The 16,692-nt window shown below is 66.4% G+C and carries 11 protein-coding genes; 7 read left to right on the top strand and 4 right to left on the bottom strand.

Translation table 11 applies throughout. From position 1 onward, the window contains the following. The first annotated feature begins 38 nt into the window (after positions 1-38). From glgX to AU175_RS18640, 6 genes are all read left to right on the top strand, one after another. A complete protein-coding gene (gene glgX / locus AU175_RS18665) occupies positions 39-2,294 on the top strand; it encodes a glycogen debranching protein GlgX (protein ID WP_066293141.1) in 2,256 nt (751 codons plus the stop codon). Beyond that, positions 2,291-4,603, top strand: coding sequence for a malto-oligosyltrehalose synthase (treY, locus tag AU175_RS18660; protein WP_066293139.1), 2,313 nt, complete (start codon positions 2,291-2,293; stop codon positions 4,601-4,603). The genes glgX and treY overlap by 4 nt, the downstream gene beginning before the upstream one ends. Next, on the top strand, positions 4,600-6,372 hold the full coding sequence (gene treZ / locus AU175_RS18655; protein WP_066293137.1) for a malto-oligosyltrehalose trehalohydrolase: 1,773 nt from the start codon (positions 4,600-4,602) through the stop codon (positions 6,370-6,372). The genes treY and treZ overlap by 4 nt, the downstream gene beginning before the upstream one ends. Positions 6,373-6,469: 97 nt before the next feature. After that, positions 6,470-7,507 carry an L-glyceraldehyde 3-phosphate reductase gene (mgrA, locus tag AU175_RS18650; protein WP_066293134.1) on the top strand — a complete coding sequence of 346 codons (1,038 nt, stop codon included), beginning with the start codon at positions 6,470-6,472 and terminating at the stop codon, positions 7,505-7,507. Positions 7,508-7,680: 173 nt separating this feature from the next. Then, complete coding sequence (locus AU175_RS18645; RefSeq protein ID WP_066293131.1) at positions 7,681-8,766, top strand: inositol-3-phosphate synthase; 1,086 nt, start codon at positions 7,681-7,683, stop codon at positions 8,764-8,766. Between the two features lie 168 nt (positions 8,767-8,934). Further along, the gene (locus AU175_RS18640; protein WP_066293130.1) at positions 8,935-9,453 is read left to right on the top strand and encodes a hypothetical protein; all 519 of its coding nucleotides are present in this window, start codon (positions 8,935-8,937) and stop codon (positions 9,451-9,453) included. 360 nt (positions 9,454-9,813) lie between these two features. Here AU175_RS18640 and AU175_RS22645 read toward each other — a convergent pair whose 3' ends face one another. The 4 genes from AU175_RS22645 to AU175_RS18620 form a co-directional block, all read right to left on the bottom strand. Next, a complete protein-coding gene (locus tag AU175_RS22645) occupies positions 9,814-10,326 on the bottom strand; it encodes an endonuclease domain-containing protein (protein ID WP_331711962.1) in 513 nt (170 codons plus the stop codon). A 635-nt stretch (positions 10,327-10,961) separates the two neighbouring features. After that, positions 10,962-12,644 carry a formate--tetrahydrofolate ligase gene (locus AU175_RS18630; protein WP_066293123.1) on the bottom strand — a complete coding sequence of 561 codons (1,683 nt, stop codon included), beginning with the start codon at positions 12,642-12,644 and terminating at the stop codon, positions 10,962-10,964. 52 nt (positions 12,645-12,696) lie between these two features. Beyond that, positions 12,697-13,962 carry a D-inositol-3-phosphate glycosyltransferase gene (mshA, locus tag AU175_RS18625; protein WP_066293118.1) on the bottom strand — a complete coding sequence of 422 codons (1,266 nt, stop codon included), beginning with the start codon at positions 13,960-13,962 and terminating at the stop codon, positions 12,697-12,699. A 141-nt stretch (positions 13,963-14,103) separates the two neighbouring features. Next, the gene (locus AU175_RS18620) at positions 14,104-15,498 is read right to left on the bottom strand and encodes a family 4 glycosyl hydrolase (RefSeq protein ID WP_066293115.1); all 1,395 of its coding nucleotides are present in this window, start codon (positions 15,496-15,498) and stop codon (positions 14,104-14,106) included. 70 nt (positions 15,499-15,568) lie between these two features. Between AU175_RS18620 and AU175_RS18615 the strand changes: the two genes are divergently transcribed. Beyond that, a complete protein-coding gene (locus tag AU175_RS18615; RefSeq protein ID WP_066294474.1) occupies positions 15,569-16,660 on the top strand; it encodes a PfkB family carbohydrate kinase in 1,092 nt (363 codons plus the stop codon). The last annotated feature ends 32 nt before the right edge of the window (positions 16,661-16,692 follow it).

Below are 16,692 nucleotides of genomic sequence, written 5' to 3'. Positions count from 1 at the left end.
GTGTCCGATACGCTGCCGAACAACAACGAGGAGCATGCATGGAAATCTGGCCCGGATCGGCTTATCCGCTTGGAGCCACTTTTGATGGAACCGGCACCAACTTTGCGCTGTTCAGTGAACGCGCCGAAAAGGTGGAGCTGTGCCTCTTCGATGACGACGGCGTTGAGACGCGCTATGTGCTGGACGAAGTGGATGGCTATGTGTGGCACTGCTACATTCCCCAGGTCCAGCCAGGGCAACAGTACGGCTACCGCGTCCACGGTCCGTACGACCCCGCCTCCGGCAACCGTTTTAACCCGAACAAGCTCCTCCTGGACCCGTACGCCAAGGCTGTGCACGGGCAGGTGGACTGGGACCCGTCGCTGTTCTCCTACAACCTTGGCGAGCCGGATTCGGTCAACAACGAGGACTCCGCGTCGCACATGATGAAGGGCATAGTCATCAACCCCTTCTTCGACTGGGACGGCGACCACCACATCCGCGTTCCGTACCACAAGTCAGTGATCTACGAGGCCCACGTCAAGGGCCTCACCGCGCTGCACCCTGAGATCCCGGAGGAGCAGCGCGGCACCTACGCCGGCGTTGCGCACCCGTCAGTCATCTCGCACCTGCAGAAGCTGGGCATCACCGCCATCGAGCTGATGCCGGTTCACCAGTTCGTCAACGACGGCACCCTGCAGGACCAGGGCCTGAACAACTACTGGGGCTACAACACCATCGGCTTCTTCGCGCCGCAAAACACCTACAGCTCCACCGGTGACACCGGCCAGCAGGTCCAGGACTTCAAAGCCATGGTCCGTTCCCTGCACCGGGCCGGCATCGAAGTGATCCTGGACGTGGTCTACAACCACACTGCCGAAGGCAACCACCTGGGCCCCACCCTGTCCTTCAAGGGCATCGACAACCCCTCCTACTACCGGCTGATGGAGGGCGACGAGAAGCACTACATGGACTACACCGGCACCGGCAACTCGCTGAACGTCCGCCAGCCGCACTCGCTGCAGCTGCTGATGGACTCCCTGCGCTACTGGGTTACGGAAATGCACGTGGACGGCTTCCGCTTCGACCTCGCCTCCACCCTGGCCCGGGAGTTCTACGACGTCGACAAACTCTCCACGTTCTTCGAACTCATCCAGCAGGACCCCGTAGTGTCCCAGGTCAAGCTCATCGCCGAGCCGTGGGATGTTGGACCCGGCGGTTACCAGGTAGGTAACTTCCCGCCGCAGTGGACGGAATGGAACGGAAAGTACCGCGACACCGTCCGCGACTTCTGGCGCGGCGAGCCGGCAACCCTGGGCGAGTTCGCCTCCCGCATCACCGGCTCCGCCGACCTCTACGAGCACTCAGGGCGCCGGCCCGTGGCCTCGATCAACTTCGTTACCGCCCACGACGGCTTCACCCTGGCCGACCTGGTGTCCTACAACGAGAAGCACAACGACGCCAACGGCGAAGGCAACAACGACGGCGAATCCCACAACCGTTCCTGGAACTGCGGGGCCGAGGGCCCCACAGACGATCCGGTTGTCCTGGCGCTGCGCGCCCGCCAGCAGCGTAACTTCATCGCCTCCTTGCTGCTGTCCCAGGGCGTCCCCATGCTCCTGCACGGTGACGAACTGGGCCGGACGCAGCAGGGCAACAACAACGGATACTGCCAGGACTCCGAACTGACCTGGATTAACTGGGAAAACATCGACCAGCCGCTCGTGGAGTTCACGGCCGCCGTCAACGCCCTGCGGGCCAAGCACCCCACCTTCCGCCGGAGCCGGTTCTTTGACGGCCGCCCCGTGCTGCGGGGCGAAGGCGAACGGCTGCCGGACATCGTATGGCTGGACCCGGACGGCAACACCATGAAGCCGGAGGATTGGGACAGCGGGTTCGGCCGTTCAGTGGGCGTGTTCCTGAACGGCGACGGTATCCAGGGGAAGGACGCACGCGGCCGCCGGATCACCGACGTCAACTTCCTGCTGTACTTCAACGCGTACGTTGACAAGGTGGACTTCACCCTTCCTAACGACGAGTACGCACCGGCCTGGGACATCATCATCGACACCGCCGGCCATAATGCGGACACGGCTCCCGTGAAATCCGGCCAGGTCCTTCCAGTCGATGCCAAGTCCCTGGTGGTCCTTCGGGCGCACACCGTGGAAGAGGCGGAGCCCGACCATTCAGTAGCTGCGTCCCTCGCCGCCCTGACGCAGACGAGCACCAGCGAGACCGAGGCCCTGAGCACGCCCACCGTGCCGGAACCCAAGAAAACGAAGAAGGTCAGCAAGCCGAAGGACCCTGAGAAGTGAGGGTTCCGGCAAGCACGTACCGGCTGCAGATCCGGCGCAGCTTCACCCTCTTTGACGCTGCAGCCAAGGTCCCGTACCTGAAGTCCCTCGGTGTGGACTGGCTGTACCTGTCGCCCATCCTGACGGCCGAGCAGGGTTCGGACCATGGCTACGACGTCACCGACCCCTCGACGGTTGACCCGGAGCGGGGCGGTCCGGAAGGGCTGCTGGCCCTGTCCAAGGCTGCCCGCGAGCACGGCATGGGTGTCCTGGTGGACATCGTCCCCAACCATGTGGGCGTGGCGTCACCGGCCCAGAACCCCTGGTGGTGGTCACTGCTCCGGGAAGGACGCGGCTCCCGCTACGCTGAGGCGTTCGACGTCGACTGGGACTTCGGCGGCGGCCGGATCCGGATTCCGGCGCTGGGCTCCGATGACGACGTGGACCGGCTGGAGGTCAAGGACGGCGAGCTTCGCTATTACGACCACCGCTTTCCCTTGGCCGAAGGGTCCTACTCTGATGGCGACTCGCCCCAGGATGTCCATGACCGCCAGCACTATGAGCTGGTTTCCTGGCGGCGGGCCGACAGCGAACTGAACTACCGCCGCTTCTTCGCGGTCAACACCCTGGCGGGCATCCGCGTCGAAGTCCCGAAAGTCTTCGAGGAGGCCCATGCCGAGGTGGGCCGCTGGTTCCGTGAGGGGCTGGTGGACGGCTTGAGGGTGGATCATCCGGACGGACTGGCGGATCCTGCCGGGTACCTGCGCTGGCTCAAGGACCTCAGCGGCGGGGCGTACATCCTGGTGGAGAAGATCCTGGAACCGGGCGAGGTCCTCCCCGGAGACTTCGCCTGCGAAGGAACCACCGGTTACGACGCCCTCGCTGAGGTGGACCGGGTCCTGGTGGACCCCGCCGGCGAGGCTGCCCTGAACGCCCTGGACGCCAGCCTCCGCGACAGCGGCGAGCCGGCCGACTACGCGGCGATGATCCGCGGCACCAAGCGGATGATTGCGGACGGCATCCTGCGCTCCGAGGTGCTGCGGCTGGCCCGGCTGGTTCCGTCCTCCTACGGACTGGCGGAGGACCAGGCAGCTGATGCCATCACCGAAATCATCGCGGCGTTCCCGGTCTACCGGTCCTACCTGCCCGTGGGGGCGGACGTGCTGAAGGAAGCCTGCGAGCAGGCAGCAGCACACCGGCCCGATCTTGAGGTTGCCGTCGGCACGCTCCTGCCGCTCCTTCTTGATCCCTCCACCCCGATCGCGGTCCGTTTCCAGCAGACCTCCGGCATGGTGATGGCCAAGGGCGTGGAGGACACCGCGTTCTACCGCTACACCCGGCTGGGCACGCTCACCGAAGTGGGGGCTGAACCCACCGAGTTCTCCGTAGCCCCCGAGGAATTCCACCACCGGATGCGCCGCCGGCACGAGGAACTCCCGCAATCCATGACCACGCTCTCCACTCACGACACCAAGCGCAGTGAAGACGCCCGGGCAAGGATCTCCGTCATCGCCGAACTCCCCGGCGACTGGACAGCCACGCTCAACAGGCTCCAGGAGCTGGCGCCTGTGCCCGACGGCCCCTACGCAAACCTGCTGTGGCAGGCGGTCATCGGCGCCTGGCCGGCATCCCGGGAACGCCTGCAGGGCTACGCCCAGAAGGCTGCCCGGGAGGCGGGCAACTCCACCACTTGGACCGATCCGGACGAGGAATTCGAAGCGACGGTCAGGGCGGCCGTCGACGCCGCCTTCGATGACGCCCGTGTCACAGCCGTGATCGAGGACTTCGTGGCGATGACGGATTCCTTCGCCGCCTCCAACTCGCTGGCCGCCAAACTGGTCCAGCTGACCATGCCCGGGGTTCCGGACGTGTACCAGGGCACGGAGTTCTGGGACCGGTCACTGACCGACCCCGACAACCGGCGCCCGGTCGATTTCCCGCTCCGCGAAGAGGAACTGGCCAGGATCGACGGCGGGCTCCTGCCGGCAGCGGGGACGGAAGCCAGTAAGCTGCTGGTTACTTCCCGCGCCCTCCGCCTGCGCCGCGACAAGCCCGGGCTTTTCGGCAGCTACAACCCTGTTACGGCGTCGGGAGCGGCAGCAGGCCATCTTCTCGCCTTTGACCGGGGCGGGGCCCTCACCCTGGCCACCCGGCTTCCCGCCGGCCTGGAAGCTGCGGGCGGATGGCGGGACACCGCCGTCGAACTCTCCGGCTCGATGCGCGACGAACTGACGGGCAGCAGCTTTGGGCCCGGCACCGTTTCAGTCGCCGACGTCCTGGGTACCTACCCGGTGGCCTTGCTGGTACCGGCGGACGGAGACAACTCATGAGCCTGACCCACAGCGGATCCGGACGCTTCGACGTCTGGGCACCGGACGTTTCAGCCGTGACCCTGGTGGCCAACGGGCAGCAGTACCCCATGCAGCAGGCGGAAACTTCGCCCGGGGCCGAAGGCTGGTGGTCCGCGCCGGACGCCCCCACGGAAGGCGAGGTGGACTACGGCTACCTGCTGGACGAAGACACCCATCCGCTGCCGGATCCCCGGTCGCGCCGCTTGCCGGACGGGGTCCACGCGCTGTCCCGGACCTTCAGCCCCCGCGACCATGAGTGGCAGGACGCGGGCTGGCAGGGCAAGGAACTCCGCGGTTCCGTCATCTACGAGCTTCACGTGGGAACGTTTACGCCGGAGGGAACCCTGGATTCCGCTGCGGATAAGCTCGGCTACCTGGCCGACCTGGGTGTGGACTTCGTGGAACTGCTGCCCGTCAACGGCTTCAACGGAACGCACAACTGGGGCTACGACGGCGTCCAGTGGTTCGCCGTCCACGAAGGCTACGGCGGGCCGGCGGCCTACCAGCGTTTTGTGGACGCAGCCCATGCGGCCGGTCTCGGAGTCATCCAGGACGTTGTTTATAACCACCTGGGACCCAGCGGCAACTACCTGTCCCGGTTCGGGCCGTACCTCAAGCAGGGGGACGCCAACACCTGGGGCGATTCGGTCAACCTTGACGGGCGAGGCTCGGACGTGGTCCGCGAATACATCCTGGACAACGCCGCGCTGTGGCTGCGGGACTACCACGTGGACGGCCTGCGCCTCGATGCGGTCCACGCCCTCCGGGACGAGCGTGCCGTGCACATCCTGGAGGACCTCGGCGCACTGGGCGACGCCGTCTCGGCCGAAACGGGGCTGCCCAAAACCCTGATCGCGGAATCGGACCTGAACAACCCGCGGCTGCTCTACCCGCGCGAAGCGAACGGCTATGGCCTGGCCGGTCAGTGGAGCGACGACTTCCACCACGCCGTCCATGTCAACGTCAGCGGGGAGACCACCGGCTACTACGGCGACTTCGACTCCCTGGCTGTGCTGGCCAAGGTGCTCAAGGACGGTTTCCTGCACGATGGCAGCTATTCAAGCTTCCGCGGCCGCCACCACGGGAGGCCCATCAATACCTCGCTCGTGGAGCCGGCGGCCCTGGTGGTCTGCGGCCAGAACCACGACCAGATCGGCAACCGGGCCACAGGGGACAGGCTCTCCCAGTCACTGTCCTACGGGCAGCTGGCCGTCGCGGCGGTCCTGACCATGACGTCGCCGTTCACACCCATGCTGTTTATGGGCGAGGAGTTCGGCGCGTCAACACCGTGGCAGTTTTTCACGTCGCATCCGGAGCCGGAGCTGGGCAAAGCGACTGCGGAAGGCAGGATCCGGGAGTTCGAACGCATGGGGTGGGATCCCGCCGTCGTACCTGACCCGCAGGATCCCGAAACGTTCCGCCGTTCCAAACTGAACTGGGCCGAGGCTTCGCAGGGCGACCACGCCCGGCTCCTGGAGCTCTACCGCTCGCTCGCGGCATTGCGCCGGGAGCATGCCGAGCTGGCCGGCCTGGGGTTTACGGAGACGCAGGTGGAGTTCGACGACGACGCCGGCTGGCTGCGTTTCCGCCGCGGATCCGTTGAGGTGCTGCTCAACCTCTCCGAGCAAAAAGTCACCCTGGACCGGGCCGAGGGAACGGTTTTGCTCTCCACCGAGGAGGTGCCCCCCGCTGACGGCGGTTCGCTGGCGCTCGGTCCGTGGAGTGCCGCCGTCCTGAAGTCGTTGTAATTCGGGCCCGCTGCGCCGCGGGCTGATCGTGTCAGCCCGCGGCGTAACAAGGCCGTTCCCGACTGTAGGCTGCGTCACAGCTGGCAGGATGGAACGCATGACTTATTCAGCCGCGGAAAACCGCTATGAATCCATGCCCTACCGCCGCGTCGGCCGCAGTGGACTGAGGCTCCCCGCCATCTCGCTGGGCCTGTGGCACAACTTCGGTGACGACAAACGCTTTGACGAACAGCGCGCCATCCTCCGCCGCGCCTTCGACCTCGGGGTGAACCACTTCGACCTCGCCAACAACTACGGCCCGCCGGACGGCTCCGCCGAAACCAACTTCGGCCGCCACCTCGCGGACGACTTCAAGCCCTATCGTGACGAGCTGGTCATCTCCACAAAGGCGGGCTACTACATGTGGCCGGGACCGTACGGCGAGTGGGGCTCCCGCAAATACCTCATCTCCAGCCTTGACCAGTCGCTGCAGCGGATGGGCCTGGACTACGTGGACATCTTCTACAGCCACCGGCCGGATCCGGAGACGCCGATGGAGGAGACCATGGGCGCACTGGACTACGCCGTCCGTTCCGGTAAGGCGCTGTATGCCGGCATCTCGTCCTACACGCCGGAGCAGACCCTCGAGGCCGCCCGCATCCTGAAGGAACTCGGGACGCCCCTGCTCATCCACCAGCCCAGCTACTCCATGCTGAACCGGTGGACTGAAGACGGCGCCCCCAACCTCTATGAGGCGCTGGAACAGGTCGGAGCCGGGTCCATTGCCTTCTCCCCGCTGGCCCAGGGCATGCTCACGGACCGGTACCTCAACGGAATACCCGCAGATTCCAGGGCTGCCAAGGCGCGCTTCCTGTCCGAGGATGCCATTACGGACGAGAAGCTGGACCGGATCCGTGGGCTGCATAAAATTGCCGAAGGCCGTGGACAGTCCCTGGCGCAGATGGCCATTGCCTGGATCCTGCGCGACCAGCCCAAGGGCACTCCCGTGACCTCTGCCCTGGTTGGCGCTTCGAGCGTCAGGCAGCTGGAAGACACCCTCTCCGCCATCAACAACCTGAAGTTCACCACCGACGAACTCACTGCCATCGACGAGTTTGCGGTGGAATCGGACACCAGCCTCTGGCAGAACGCGTAACACTTCCTCGCTGTTAGCGCTCCAACCGCGTGCGGGGGCGGGGGAACAATTCCGGCCCCCGCTCTGTTGGGTACTATGAAAAGGCGCCGCATGGCGCCGTGCCTGCTGTCCGCCGTCGTGCGTTTTCGTACTCACCGTCCCGGCGGCTGAAGTTTTGTCCTTAAAGGAGTTCCGTGTCTTCAAATCCGATTCGTGTTGCAATCGTCGGTGTGGGTAACTGCGCCGCATCGCTCGTCCAGGGTGTGCACTACTACCGTGACGCCGATCCCGAGGCCACGATCCCCGGCCTGATGCACGTGCAGTTTGGCAAGTACCACGTCAACGACGTCCAGTTTGTTGCCGCTTTCGACGTAGATGGCAAGAAGGTCGGCGTGGACCTCGCGGATGCCATCCTGGCAAGCGAAAACAACACCATCAAGATTGCCGACGTTCCTCCCACCGGCGTGACCGTCCAGCGCGGCCACACCCTCGACGGCCTGGGCAAGTACTACCTTGAGACCATCGAGCAGTCCCCGGCCGAGCCGGTGGACGTTGTACAGGCCCTCAAGGATGCCAAGGCTGACGTAATGGTCTGCTACCTGCCCGTGGGCTCCCAGGAAGCCGCCGAGTTCTACGCCCAGGCAGCAATCGATGCCGGCGTGGCCTTCGTCAACGCGCTGCCTGTGTTCATTGCCGGCACGAAGGCCTGGGCTGACAAGTTCACCGCGGCCGGCGTGCCGATCGTGGGCGATGACATCAAGAGCCAGATCGGTGCCACCATTACGCACCGCGTCATGGCAAAGCTCTTCGAAGACCGCGGCGTAACGCTGGACCGCACCTACCAGCTCAACGTGGGCGGCAACATGGACTTCAAGAACATGCTGGAGCGCGACCGCCTCGAGTCCAAGAAGATCTCCAAGACCCAGGCCGTGACGTCCAACGTTGAGGCCGAAATGGCAGCCAAGGACGTCCACATCGGCCCGTCCGACTACGTCCAGTGGCTCGATGACCGCAAGTGGGCCTTCGTCCGCCTCGAAGGCCGCAACTTCGGTGACGCCCCGGTGTCGCTTGAGTACAAGCTGGAAGTCTGGGACTCACCCAACTCCGCCGGCGTGATCATCGACGCCATCCGGGCCGCCAAGATCGGGCTGGACCGTGGCATCGGCGGCCCGCTGCTGTCGGCCTCGAGCTACTTCATGAAGTCCCCGCCGGAGCAGTTCAACGACGACCTCGCCCGCGAAAAGGTTGAGGCCTTCATCCGCGGCGACCTGGACCGCTAACCCCGGACGCTCTCTCACTTCCTGCACGAATTTCTGCAACGCTCTCTCACTTCCTGCAGGTTGTGGTGCAACGCTCTCTCACTTCGGTGGGGGAGCGTTTTGCGTGGGGCGGGATGTTCCGGGCGCTACGCTGAACCGACCGAAGTGGTCGCTGACTGGGGGAGCAGCATGAAGGGGTGGCTCAAGGGCATCTTCGCGGCGGTCTCCGTCATTGCCATCCTTGCTGCCGGCATTGCCGCGTTTCTTGCGGTGGACTACAACAAGAGCGCAGCCGCCGTCCCGCGTGTCAGGGCAGCCGCCGACCAGTTCGTGGTGACAGACGGATGGACCTTGACGACGGAGAACGTCAAGGGGCCGGGGGCGTTTTGCATCGCCGTTCGCTGCCCCGGGATCCAAAGGATCTGGGAGCGTTACGATGCTCCGAAGGCTGACGATGTTATCCGGATGATTACGGAGTCCGGCTACCTTCTGAAGTTCTCTGAGTGCCTCGACTTCTCAGTCGACGAGAAGAGCCCGGTCGAGAATGGTATTAGCAACTTCGGATGTCGGACCGCACCTGTCAATGACCTCCGTACTCAGGTCTCCGTCTATATCAGCCGAGATTGGAACGCCCCGCCTGGATCAGGCAAGCCGGAGTATGTGTATCAGCTGATTCTCTTGGTCAGCAGGATCAGCTCCAGCGATTGAGCGGTGAGTCCTTGTCGTGGCGGCTACGAGCGTCCAAGCTGCCGGAGACGCTCTCTCACTTCCTGCGTGTTTTGGCGTGACGCTCTCTCACTGCTATGCGGGAGGTGCTGTGCTCGAAGCGGCCACCTTCAGAGCGCCGGCCGGCGTGGCCGGCTACGTCTCCACGTGCCGCGGTGTACAGCACCGCGCTGGATCGCAGCCAACTGCGTAAGATGCGGGGCGCCGTCGTCGGCCATGAGCAGTGCCGCACGAGCACCCGGCCGGACCTAAATTGCTACAGTTGCGGCTGCATCCCGAGCGATGTCCTGACTGCCCCTACGACCCTCGCTCATTTCCTGCGCGGTTTTGGAGGACGCTCTCTCACACGGGGCCAGCAAAGCCAGAGGCATACGGATGGTCAATCCACGCATTACGCAGCCCGCGTTTAATTCTGCCGATTGCCTGCTCGAAATTGTCGGCAAGATCGGCCTTGTCAAATACCAGAACAGTCCATCCGGCTGATTCGAATGCCTTGTCGCGCCGCCTGTCGCTGAGGATCTGGGCGCCAAGAAGGTGATGTTCGCCGTCGTACTGGATTGCGATCCGCCGGTGCCGATAGCCCAGATCCGCTGTCGGCGATAAGGGATCACCGGCTCGTAGGGGCAGTTGAAGGTCCGGCTCGGGGAGGCCGGCATCGGTCATCGCCAGGCGGAGCAGTGATTCGGGTCCGGAGTCGGAGCCGACCCGTATCAAGTCCAGTGCCTCCCTGGCCCGGACGATGCCCTGCAAGTTCGGATGCCGGGCGGCAAGCACCCGCAACCCCTCCACGGTGTCGTAAGGCCGCGTCCGCCCTTCGAAATCCACGCGCGGGATGCGGACCAATTCATCACCCATACAGACTAAGTCTCTCACCGGCAGCGTTCGCGCCAAGTCCAGCCAAGTCCGGGACCGCGTGCTGATCCGGATGCCGTCCACCAATTCAATCTCGTCCTCCCGGGCCAACAACGTGTGGCCGAACACGCCCTTACGTCGCACGGACGGCAAGGATCGTGGCTTGCTTAGGTGGAGCTCCGTCGAATCTGCCAACCAAGGCGGGAGCAGTTGGCAGCGAAGCCTTGCAGCAGTGACGTGTGAGATCCAGGCACCGGGCGAGGCGGCGGACAACGCCCGGGCTGCAGCCTCAAGTTCAAAGTTCCAGTCCGAGGGCCTATAAAGTCCGCGGCCAACGTGGACCACATCCCGTCGCCGCAGGCGGTTGGCAGTAACGCCGGAGGCCCGGGCCGAATCGATCGTGAACGGAGCCGCAGCCAAATGACGGGGCAGGATGTTGCGCTTTTGCATGTTGGCATTGTGACCCGAAACGGCTCGATGCTGCAGAAGTTATCCACAGGCCTTCGCCTGTTGGCCAGGACGTGAGAGAGGGTCCCGGGAAAAGCTGCGGGAAGTGAGAGAGGGTCCCGGGAAAAGCTGCGGGTAGTGAGAGAGGGTTGCCCCAAAACGTGCAGGTAGTGAGAGAGGGTCTTGGTGGGTTAGGAGAGGCCTACCGGGTTGCCGGCGTCGTCCACGTCCATGCGCATTGCGGCGGGGGCGGCGGGCAGGCCGGGCATGGTCATGACGGCACCGGTGAGGGCCACGATGAAACCCGCTCCGGTCTTGGGGATGAGGTCGCGCACATGGATGGTGAAGCCTTTCGGCGCTCCCAGCCGGGAGGCCTCGTCGGAGAAGGAATACTGGGTTTTGGCCATGCAGACGGGCATCCCGGACCAGCCGTTCTTTTCGATATCGGCCAGCCGCTTCAGCGCAGGCACCGAGAAGTCCACGCCGTCGGCTCCGTAAATCTCCTGGGCAATGGTGCGGATCTTCTCCTCCACCGGGAGATCCAGGGGATACAGGTGCCGGAAACTGTTGGGCGCGGACACCACCGCAGCCACCTTGGCGGCCAGTTCGTCGCCCCCCTCATTGCCGCCGCCCCGTCCCCAGACGTCCGCGACGGCGGCCCGGACGCCTTCCGAGGCACACCACTCCAGCAGCCAGTCCAGCTCCTCAGGAGTGTCAGAGGAAAACCTGTTGATGGCCACCACCGGGGTCACGCCGAATTTTTCCACGTTGCGCACATGCCGGCGGAGGTTTGCGACGCCGGCCTGAAGCGCTTCGAGGTCCGGTTCCGTCAGCCGGTCCTTGGCCACCCCGCCGTGCATCTTCAGCGCCCGGACGGTGGCCACCACCACCACGGCCGAAGGGGCCACCCCTCCCGTACGGGCCTTGATGTCCATGTACTTCTCCGCACCCAGGTCCGCGCCGAATCCTGCCTCCGTGACCACGATGTCCGCAAGCCGCCGGGCGGTCTGCGTGGCGATCAGGGAGTTGCAGCCGTGTGCGATGTTGGCGAAGGGGCCGCCGTGGACCAGCGCGGGGGTCCCGGCGATGGTCTGGACCAGGTTGGGTTTGATCGCTTCCTTGAGCAGCAGGGTGAGCGCACCCTGCACGCCGAGGTCCGCTACAGTGACCGGCTCGCGGGAATAGGTGTAGCCGAACGTGATCCTGCCCAGGCGCTCGCGGAGGTCCGGCAGGTCCGTGGCCAGGCAGAACACGGCCATGATCTCCGAGGCCACGGTGATGTCAAAGCCGTCCTGCCGGGGGACACCCTGGGTGGGCCCGCCCAGGCCGATGACCACCTCGCGCAGGGCCCTGTCGTTCATGTCCAGCACCCGCTTGAACGTCATGCGCCGGGGATCGATGTCCAGCTCGTTGCCCTGGTAGATGTGGTTGTCCACGAGCGCCATGAGGGCGTTGTTGGCGGACGTGACCGCGTGGAAGTCGCCGGTGAAGTGCAGGTTGATCTCGTCCATCGGCAGCACCTGGGAGTAGCCTCCGCCGGTCGCGCCGCCTTTCATGCCCAGGATGGGTCCGAGCGACGGCTCCCGGAGGGCGATCATGACCTTGTGTCCGGCCCGCGCCAGCGAATCGGCGAGGCCCACCGTGGTGGTGGATTTACCTTCACCGGCGGGCGTGGGAGACATCGCGGAGACGAGCACCACTTTCCCTGCCGGCGCGGGGGCATCCAGCCTGGCGGGGTCGATCTTGGCCTTGTATCGCCCGTAGAGTTCCAGCGCGTCAGGATTGATTCCGGCCGCTGCCGCCACTTCGCCGATGGGCCTGATCGTCGCGTGGCGGGCGATCTCAAGGTCGGTCAGCGGAATCCGTTCAGACATCTTTGTCCTTTGTTAGGGCGGTTCGGGTTCGGGCGGCGCGGGGGCGTCCGCCTCAGGGGGCCGGGCCCACCGGGATCATCCGGCTCACCAGGTGACTGTCGACGGCGGCGTGGTAGCTTTCCAGCGTGATGGCGGCGGTGCGCTGCCACCCGGAGTTCTCGGCCCTGATGGCGGCCGCCCGCCCCATGTCCTCCCGTGTTTCCGGGTCGTCGTAAAGGGCTTCCAGGGCATCGGCCCAGTCCGCGGCATGGTGGCCGTCCACCAGCAGCCCGGTCCGGCCGTGGCACACGGCCCGGGACAGCCCGCCCACGTGCGTGGCCACCACCGGCGTTCCGCATGCCTGCGCCTCGAGTGCCACGAGCCCGAAGGATTCGCTGTACGAAGGCATGACCACCACGTCAGCGGCCCGGAACCAGGCCGCGAGCTCGGGGGCGCCCACCGGGGGAAGGTGCGTCACGACGTCGTCCATTCCGGCGTCCGAGATCAGGCGGTGGAGGTTGAAGTCCTTGTTGCCGCTGAGCGCACCGAGGATGGTGAGCCGCAGCTTGATGTCGGGGCGCCGTGAGCGAAGTTTGGCGGCGGCCTTGATCAGGATCTGGGGCCCCTTGAGCCGTTGGATGCGTCCGGCGAACAGAAGGTGGAAGGTGTCCGCCGGGATGCCCTGCCCGGCCCGCGACCGTGCACGGAAGGCCGGCGTGAACGTGGCCAGGTCGACGCCGGGCGGGGCCACGTCGATCCGGTCGTACTCGGCGCCGTAGTGCGACACCAGTTCTTCAGCCTCGGCGCTGGTGTTGGCAATCAGGCGGGCGGCGCCGTCGACAATCCGGTGCTCGCCCACCTCCCGGCGCCGCGGCTCCGGCTGTTCACCTGATTCGAGCAGCAGGTTCTTGACCTTGGCCATGGTGTGCATGGTGTGGACCAGCGGCACGCCCCACAGTTCCGAGAGCTCCAGCCCGGCGATGCCCGACACCCAGTAATGCGAGTGGATGACGTCGTACCGGCCGTGCGGCTGGCGCTGGCGGATCTGTTCGATCTCGGCAACCATGCTGTGCAGCAGGCCGGGCAGCTCCTCCTTGGGCACCTTGTGCGGCGGGCCGGCCAGGACGTTGTGGACGCAGACGCCGGGGTCCGGATGCTCGACGGCGGGCTGGCTGGCGGAGGTGGACCGGGTGAAGATTTCCACTTCCACGCCGGCCTCGGCCAGGGCGGAGGCGAGCTCGCGGATGTAAACGTTCATCCCGCCGGCGTCCCCGGAGCCCGGCTGCTCCATGGGCGAGGTGTGGAGGGAGAGCAGGGCGACCCTGCGGATCAGTGCCACGGCAACTCCTTCCAGCACCGGCGCCGCGTGCGCGCCTCAATTGTGCATCGGATAAAACACTACTCCTGACGTTAACGTGCGGCCTCCCGGCAGGTGCCCGGCGGGTGACGTGGCGCGCGTGAGTGCCGCCACGGCGGGCCTTCAGCGCCAGAGCTGCAGCAGCGCCGGGAACGCCCGTTCATAGCCTGCGAGCAATGCCCCCGCCAAGTCCGGTGAGTCCACGAGTGGATGCCTGGCGAAGGCGTCGAGGGCGGCGGCCCGGTCACCGTGGGTGGCTGCCCCGACGGTGAGCTGCTCCACCTCCTTGACCCGGCGCAGCAGGACGAGCTGGTCCCGGCCGGGAGCGGACTGGGGGAGCGGCACCGCGCCGTCGGCCGTCACCGTGCAGGGGACCTCGACGACGGCGTCCGCCGGAAGTCCCGGAATGGCCGGTTTCGGCTGGGTATCCCCGCCAGGACCGGCGGGCAGGGTGTTGCGCGTGTTCAGGATCAGCTGTGTGTCACTCGTGCCGCCCGCCAAGGCGCGCATGACCGTCAGTGCCACGCGTTCGTACCCGCCGCCGGCAAGGTCATCCTCGTCACGCTGCTCACCCTGCGTCCGGGCCTCGGCCAGGTAGCCCTCCTCGCGTGAGCGGCGGGCCGCGTCCCACAGCCGGTAGGCGCGGGCGCCGGCCGTGGCGAGCCGCGGGTAGAGTTCGGCCTGCTGCGTGTGGATGGACTCGCCGCGGGTCTGCGGCATGGTCCGCATGGCCGCCTCGGCGCTGTGCCGCCGGTAGTAGTAATAGAGGTATTCGTTGGGCAGGGCGCCGAGCTCGGCGAGGAACGGCTGCGGAAACAGCCTGCCCTCCTCGAAGGTGTGGAGGGCCGCCGGGTCCGACAGGAGGCCGGGAAGCAGGTCCCGTCCGCCGGACTCCAGCCGGTACAGCCAGCCGAGGTGGTTGAGCCCGTAGTACCCCACGCCGTCGAGCCTTCCGTCCTGCAACGGAATCCCGACGGCCCGCGCGGCCCGGTGCACCAGCCCGCCGGCGGAATCGCAAATGCCGATAGCCTTCGGACCGAGGACCGGGAGCAGGGCCTCGATGACCATCCCGGCGGGGTTGGTGAAGTTGATGAGCCAGGCGTCGGGGCAGTGCTCCCGCATCTGCGCGGCGAGTTCCAGCATCCTCGGAATGGTGCGCAGGGCGTACGAAATCCCGCCCGCTCCCGTGGTTTCCTGCCCCAGCAGGCCCAGGTCCTGGGCAACCCGTTCGTCCGCGATGCGTCCGGCCGTCCCGCCGGGGCGGATCGCGGCGAACACCATGTCTGTGCCCCTGAGCGCGTCCGGCAGCGAGGTGGTGGTGCTGATGGGGAGGGGCCGGCCACGCGCCCCGGCCGGGGAAGGCATGGACGCCAGCACGGCCGCCACGGCACTGAGGCGGGCAGGGTCGACGTCATACAGCACCAGTTCCGTGGCCAGCCCCGCGAAGCCGCCTGAACGCAGCGCCCGGAACACAAGGGGAACCCGGAAGCCGCCGCCGCCGGCAATCATGAGCCGCATAACCAGCAGTCTAGGCCCGACGGCGGGCCGCCCCTATCGCTGGCGGGCGCCAGGGCGTATCGTGCCGGACATGGACGCCATCCCCGCCCGCCGCTTCGACCCGCTCTCTGCCGTCCGCGCGCCGTCGGACGGCGAGTTCGACCTGATACTTGCCGGCACGGTGTTCCAGGACATCATCTTCACCGGGCTGCCCCACGCGCCGGAGCCGGGAACGGAAATCTGGAGCGAGGGCATGGGAAGCTGTCCCGGCGGCGTGGCGAACCAGGCCATCGCAGCTGCCCGGCTAGGCCTGAAAACAGGGCTGGCGGCGGCCTTCGGTGACGACGGCTACGGCGATTACAACTGGAAAATCCTGGCCGGGCAGGAACATGTGGACCTCAGCCTGTCCCGCCGCATCCCCGGGTGGCACTCGCCGGTCACGGTGTCCCTGAGCGTCCAGAAGGACCGCTCGCTGGTGACGCACGGGCACCCGGCCCCGGTGACGTCGTCGGAGCTGATCGGTCCGCCGCCCCCCGCGCTCGCCGGGATCGCCGAACTGGACCTCGAAATTGAACCCTGGGCGGTGGCCGCGCACCAGTCCGGAGTCAAACTGTTCGGGGACGTGGGCTGGGACCCCAGCGGGAAGTGGTCGCCGGTCCGGCTTGAGAACCTGCAGTACTTCCATGCGTTCCTGCCCAACCAGCGCGAGGCCATGGCCTTCACCGGCAAGGATGACCCCTGGGCCGCGCTCTACGCCCTCGCGGACCGCGTGCCCGTGGCCGTGGTGACGCTCGGCGCGCAGGGGGCGATGGCCGTGGACTCGGAGACGGGCGAGGAGGAATGGGTTCCGTCATTGCCGGTTTCGGCGTTCGACCCCACCGGCGCCGGCGACTGCTTCGACGCCGCGTTCATCGTTGGCAGCCTCGCGGGGTGGCCGCTGGGCAACAGGCTGCGTTTCGCCAACCTGTGCGCGTCGCTGGCGGTCCAGGAAGTGGGCGGTTCCCTGGCCGCTCCGGGCTGGGGCGACATCGCCGACTGGTGGCAGCGGGCCAACGCCCGGCGTGAACGCCAGAGCAGCCAGTGGCTCCGCCGCTACGGCTTCCTCGAGGAAATTGTCCGGGACGTTCCGCTGGCCGCCCAGCGCAGGGCGACAGCCACGATCGCCCACCTCTCCGACGCCTGAGGGCGCCCGCCCGGACCTGCGATTTTGCGGCT

The sequence above is a fragment of the Arthrobacter sp. B6 genome (genome assembly GCF_001663775.1).
GTDB lineage: Bacteria > Actinomycetota > Actinomycetes > Actinomycetales > Micrococcaceae > Arthrobacter.
The sequence above is the reverse complement of the archived record's forward strand: the minus strand, read 5'-3'. Positions and strand labels throughout refer to the sequence as shown.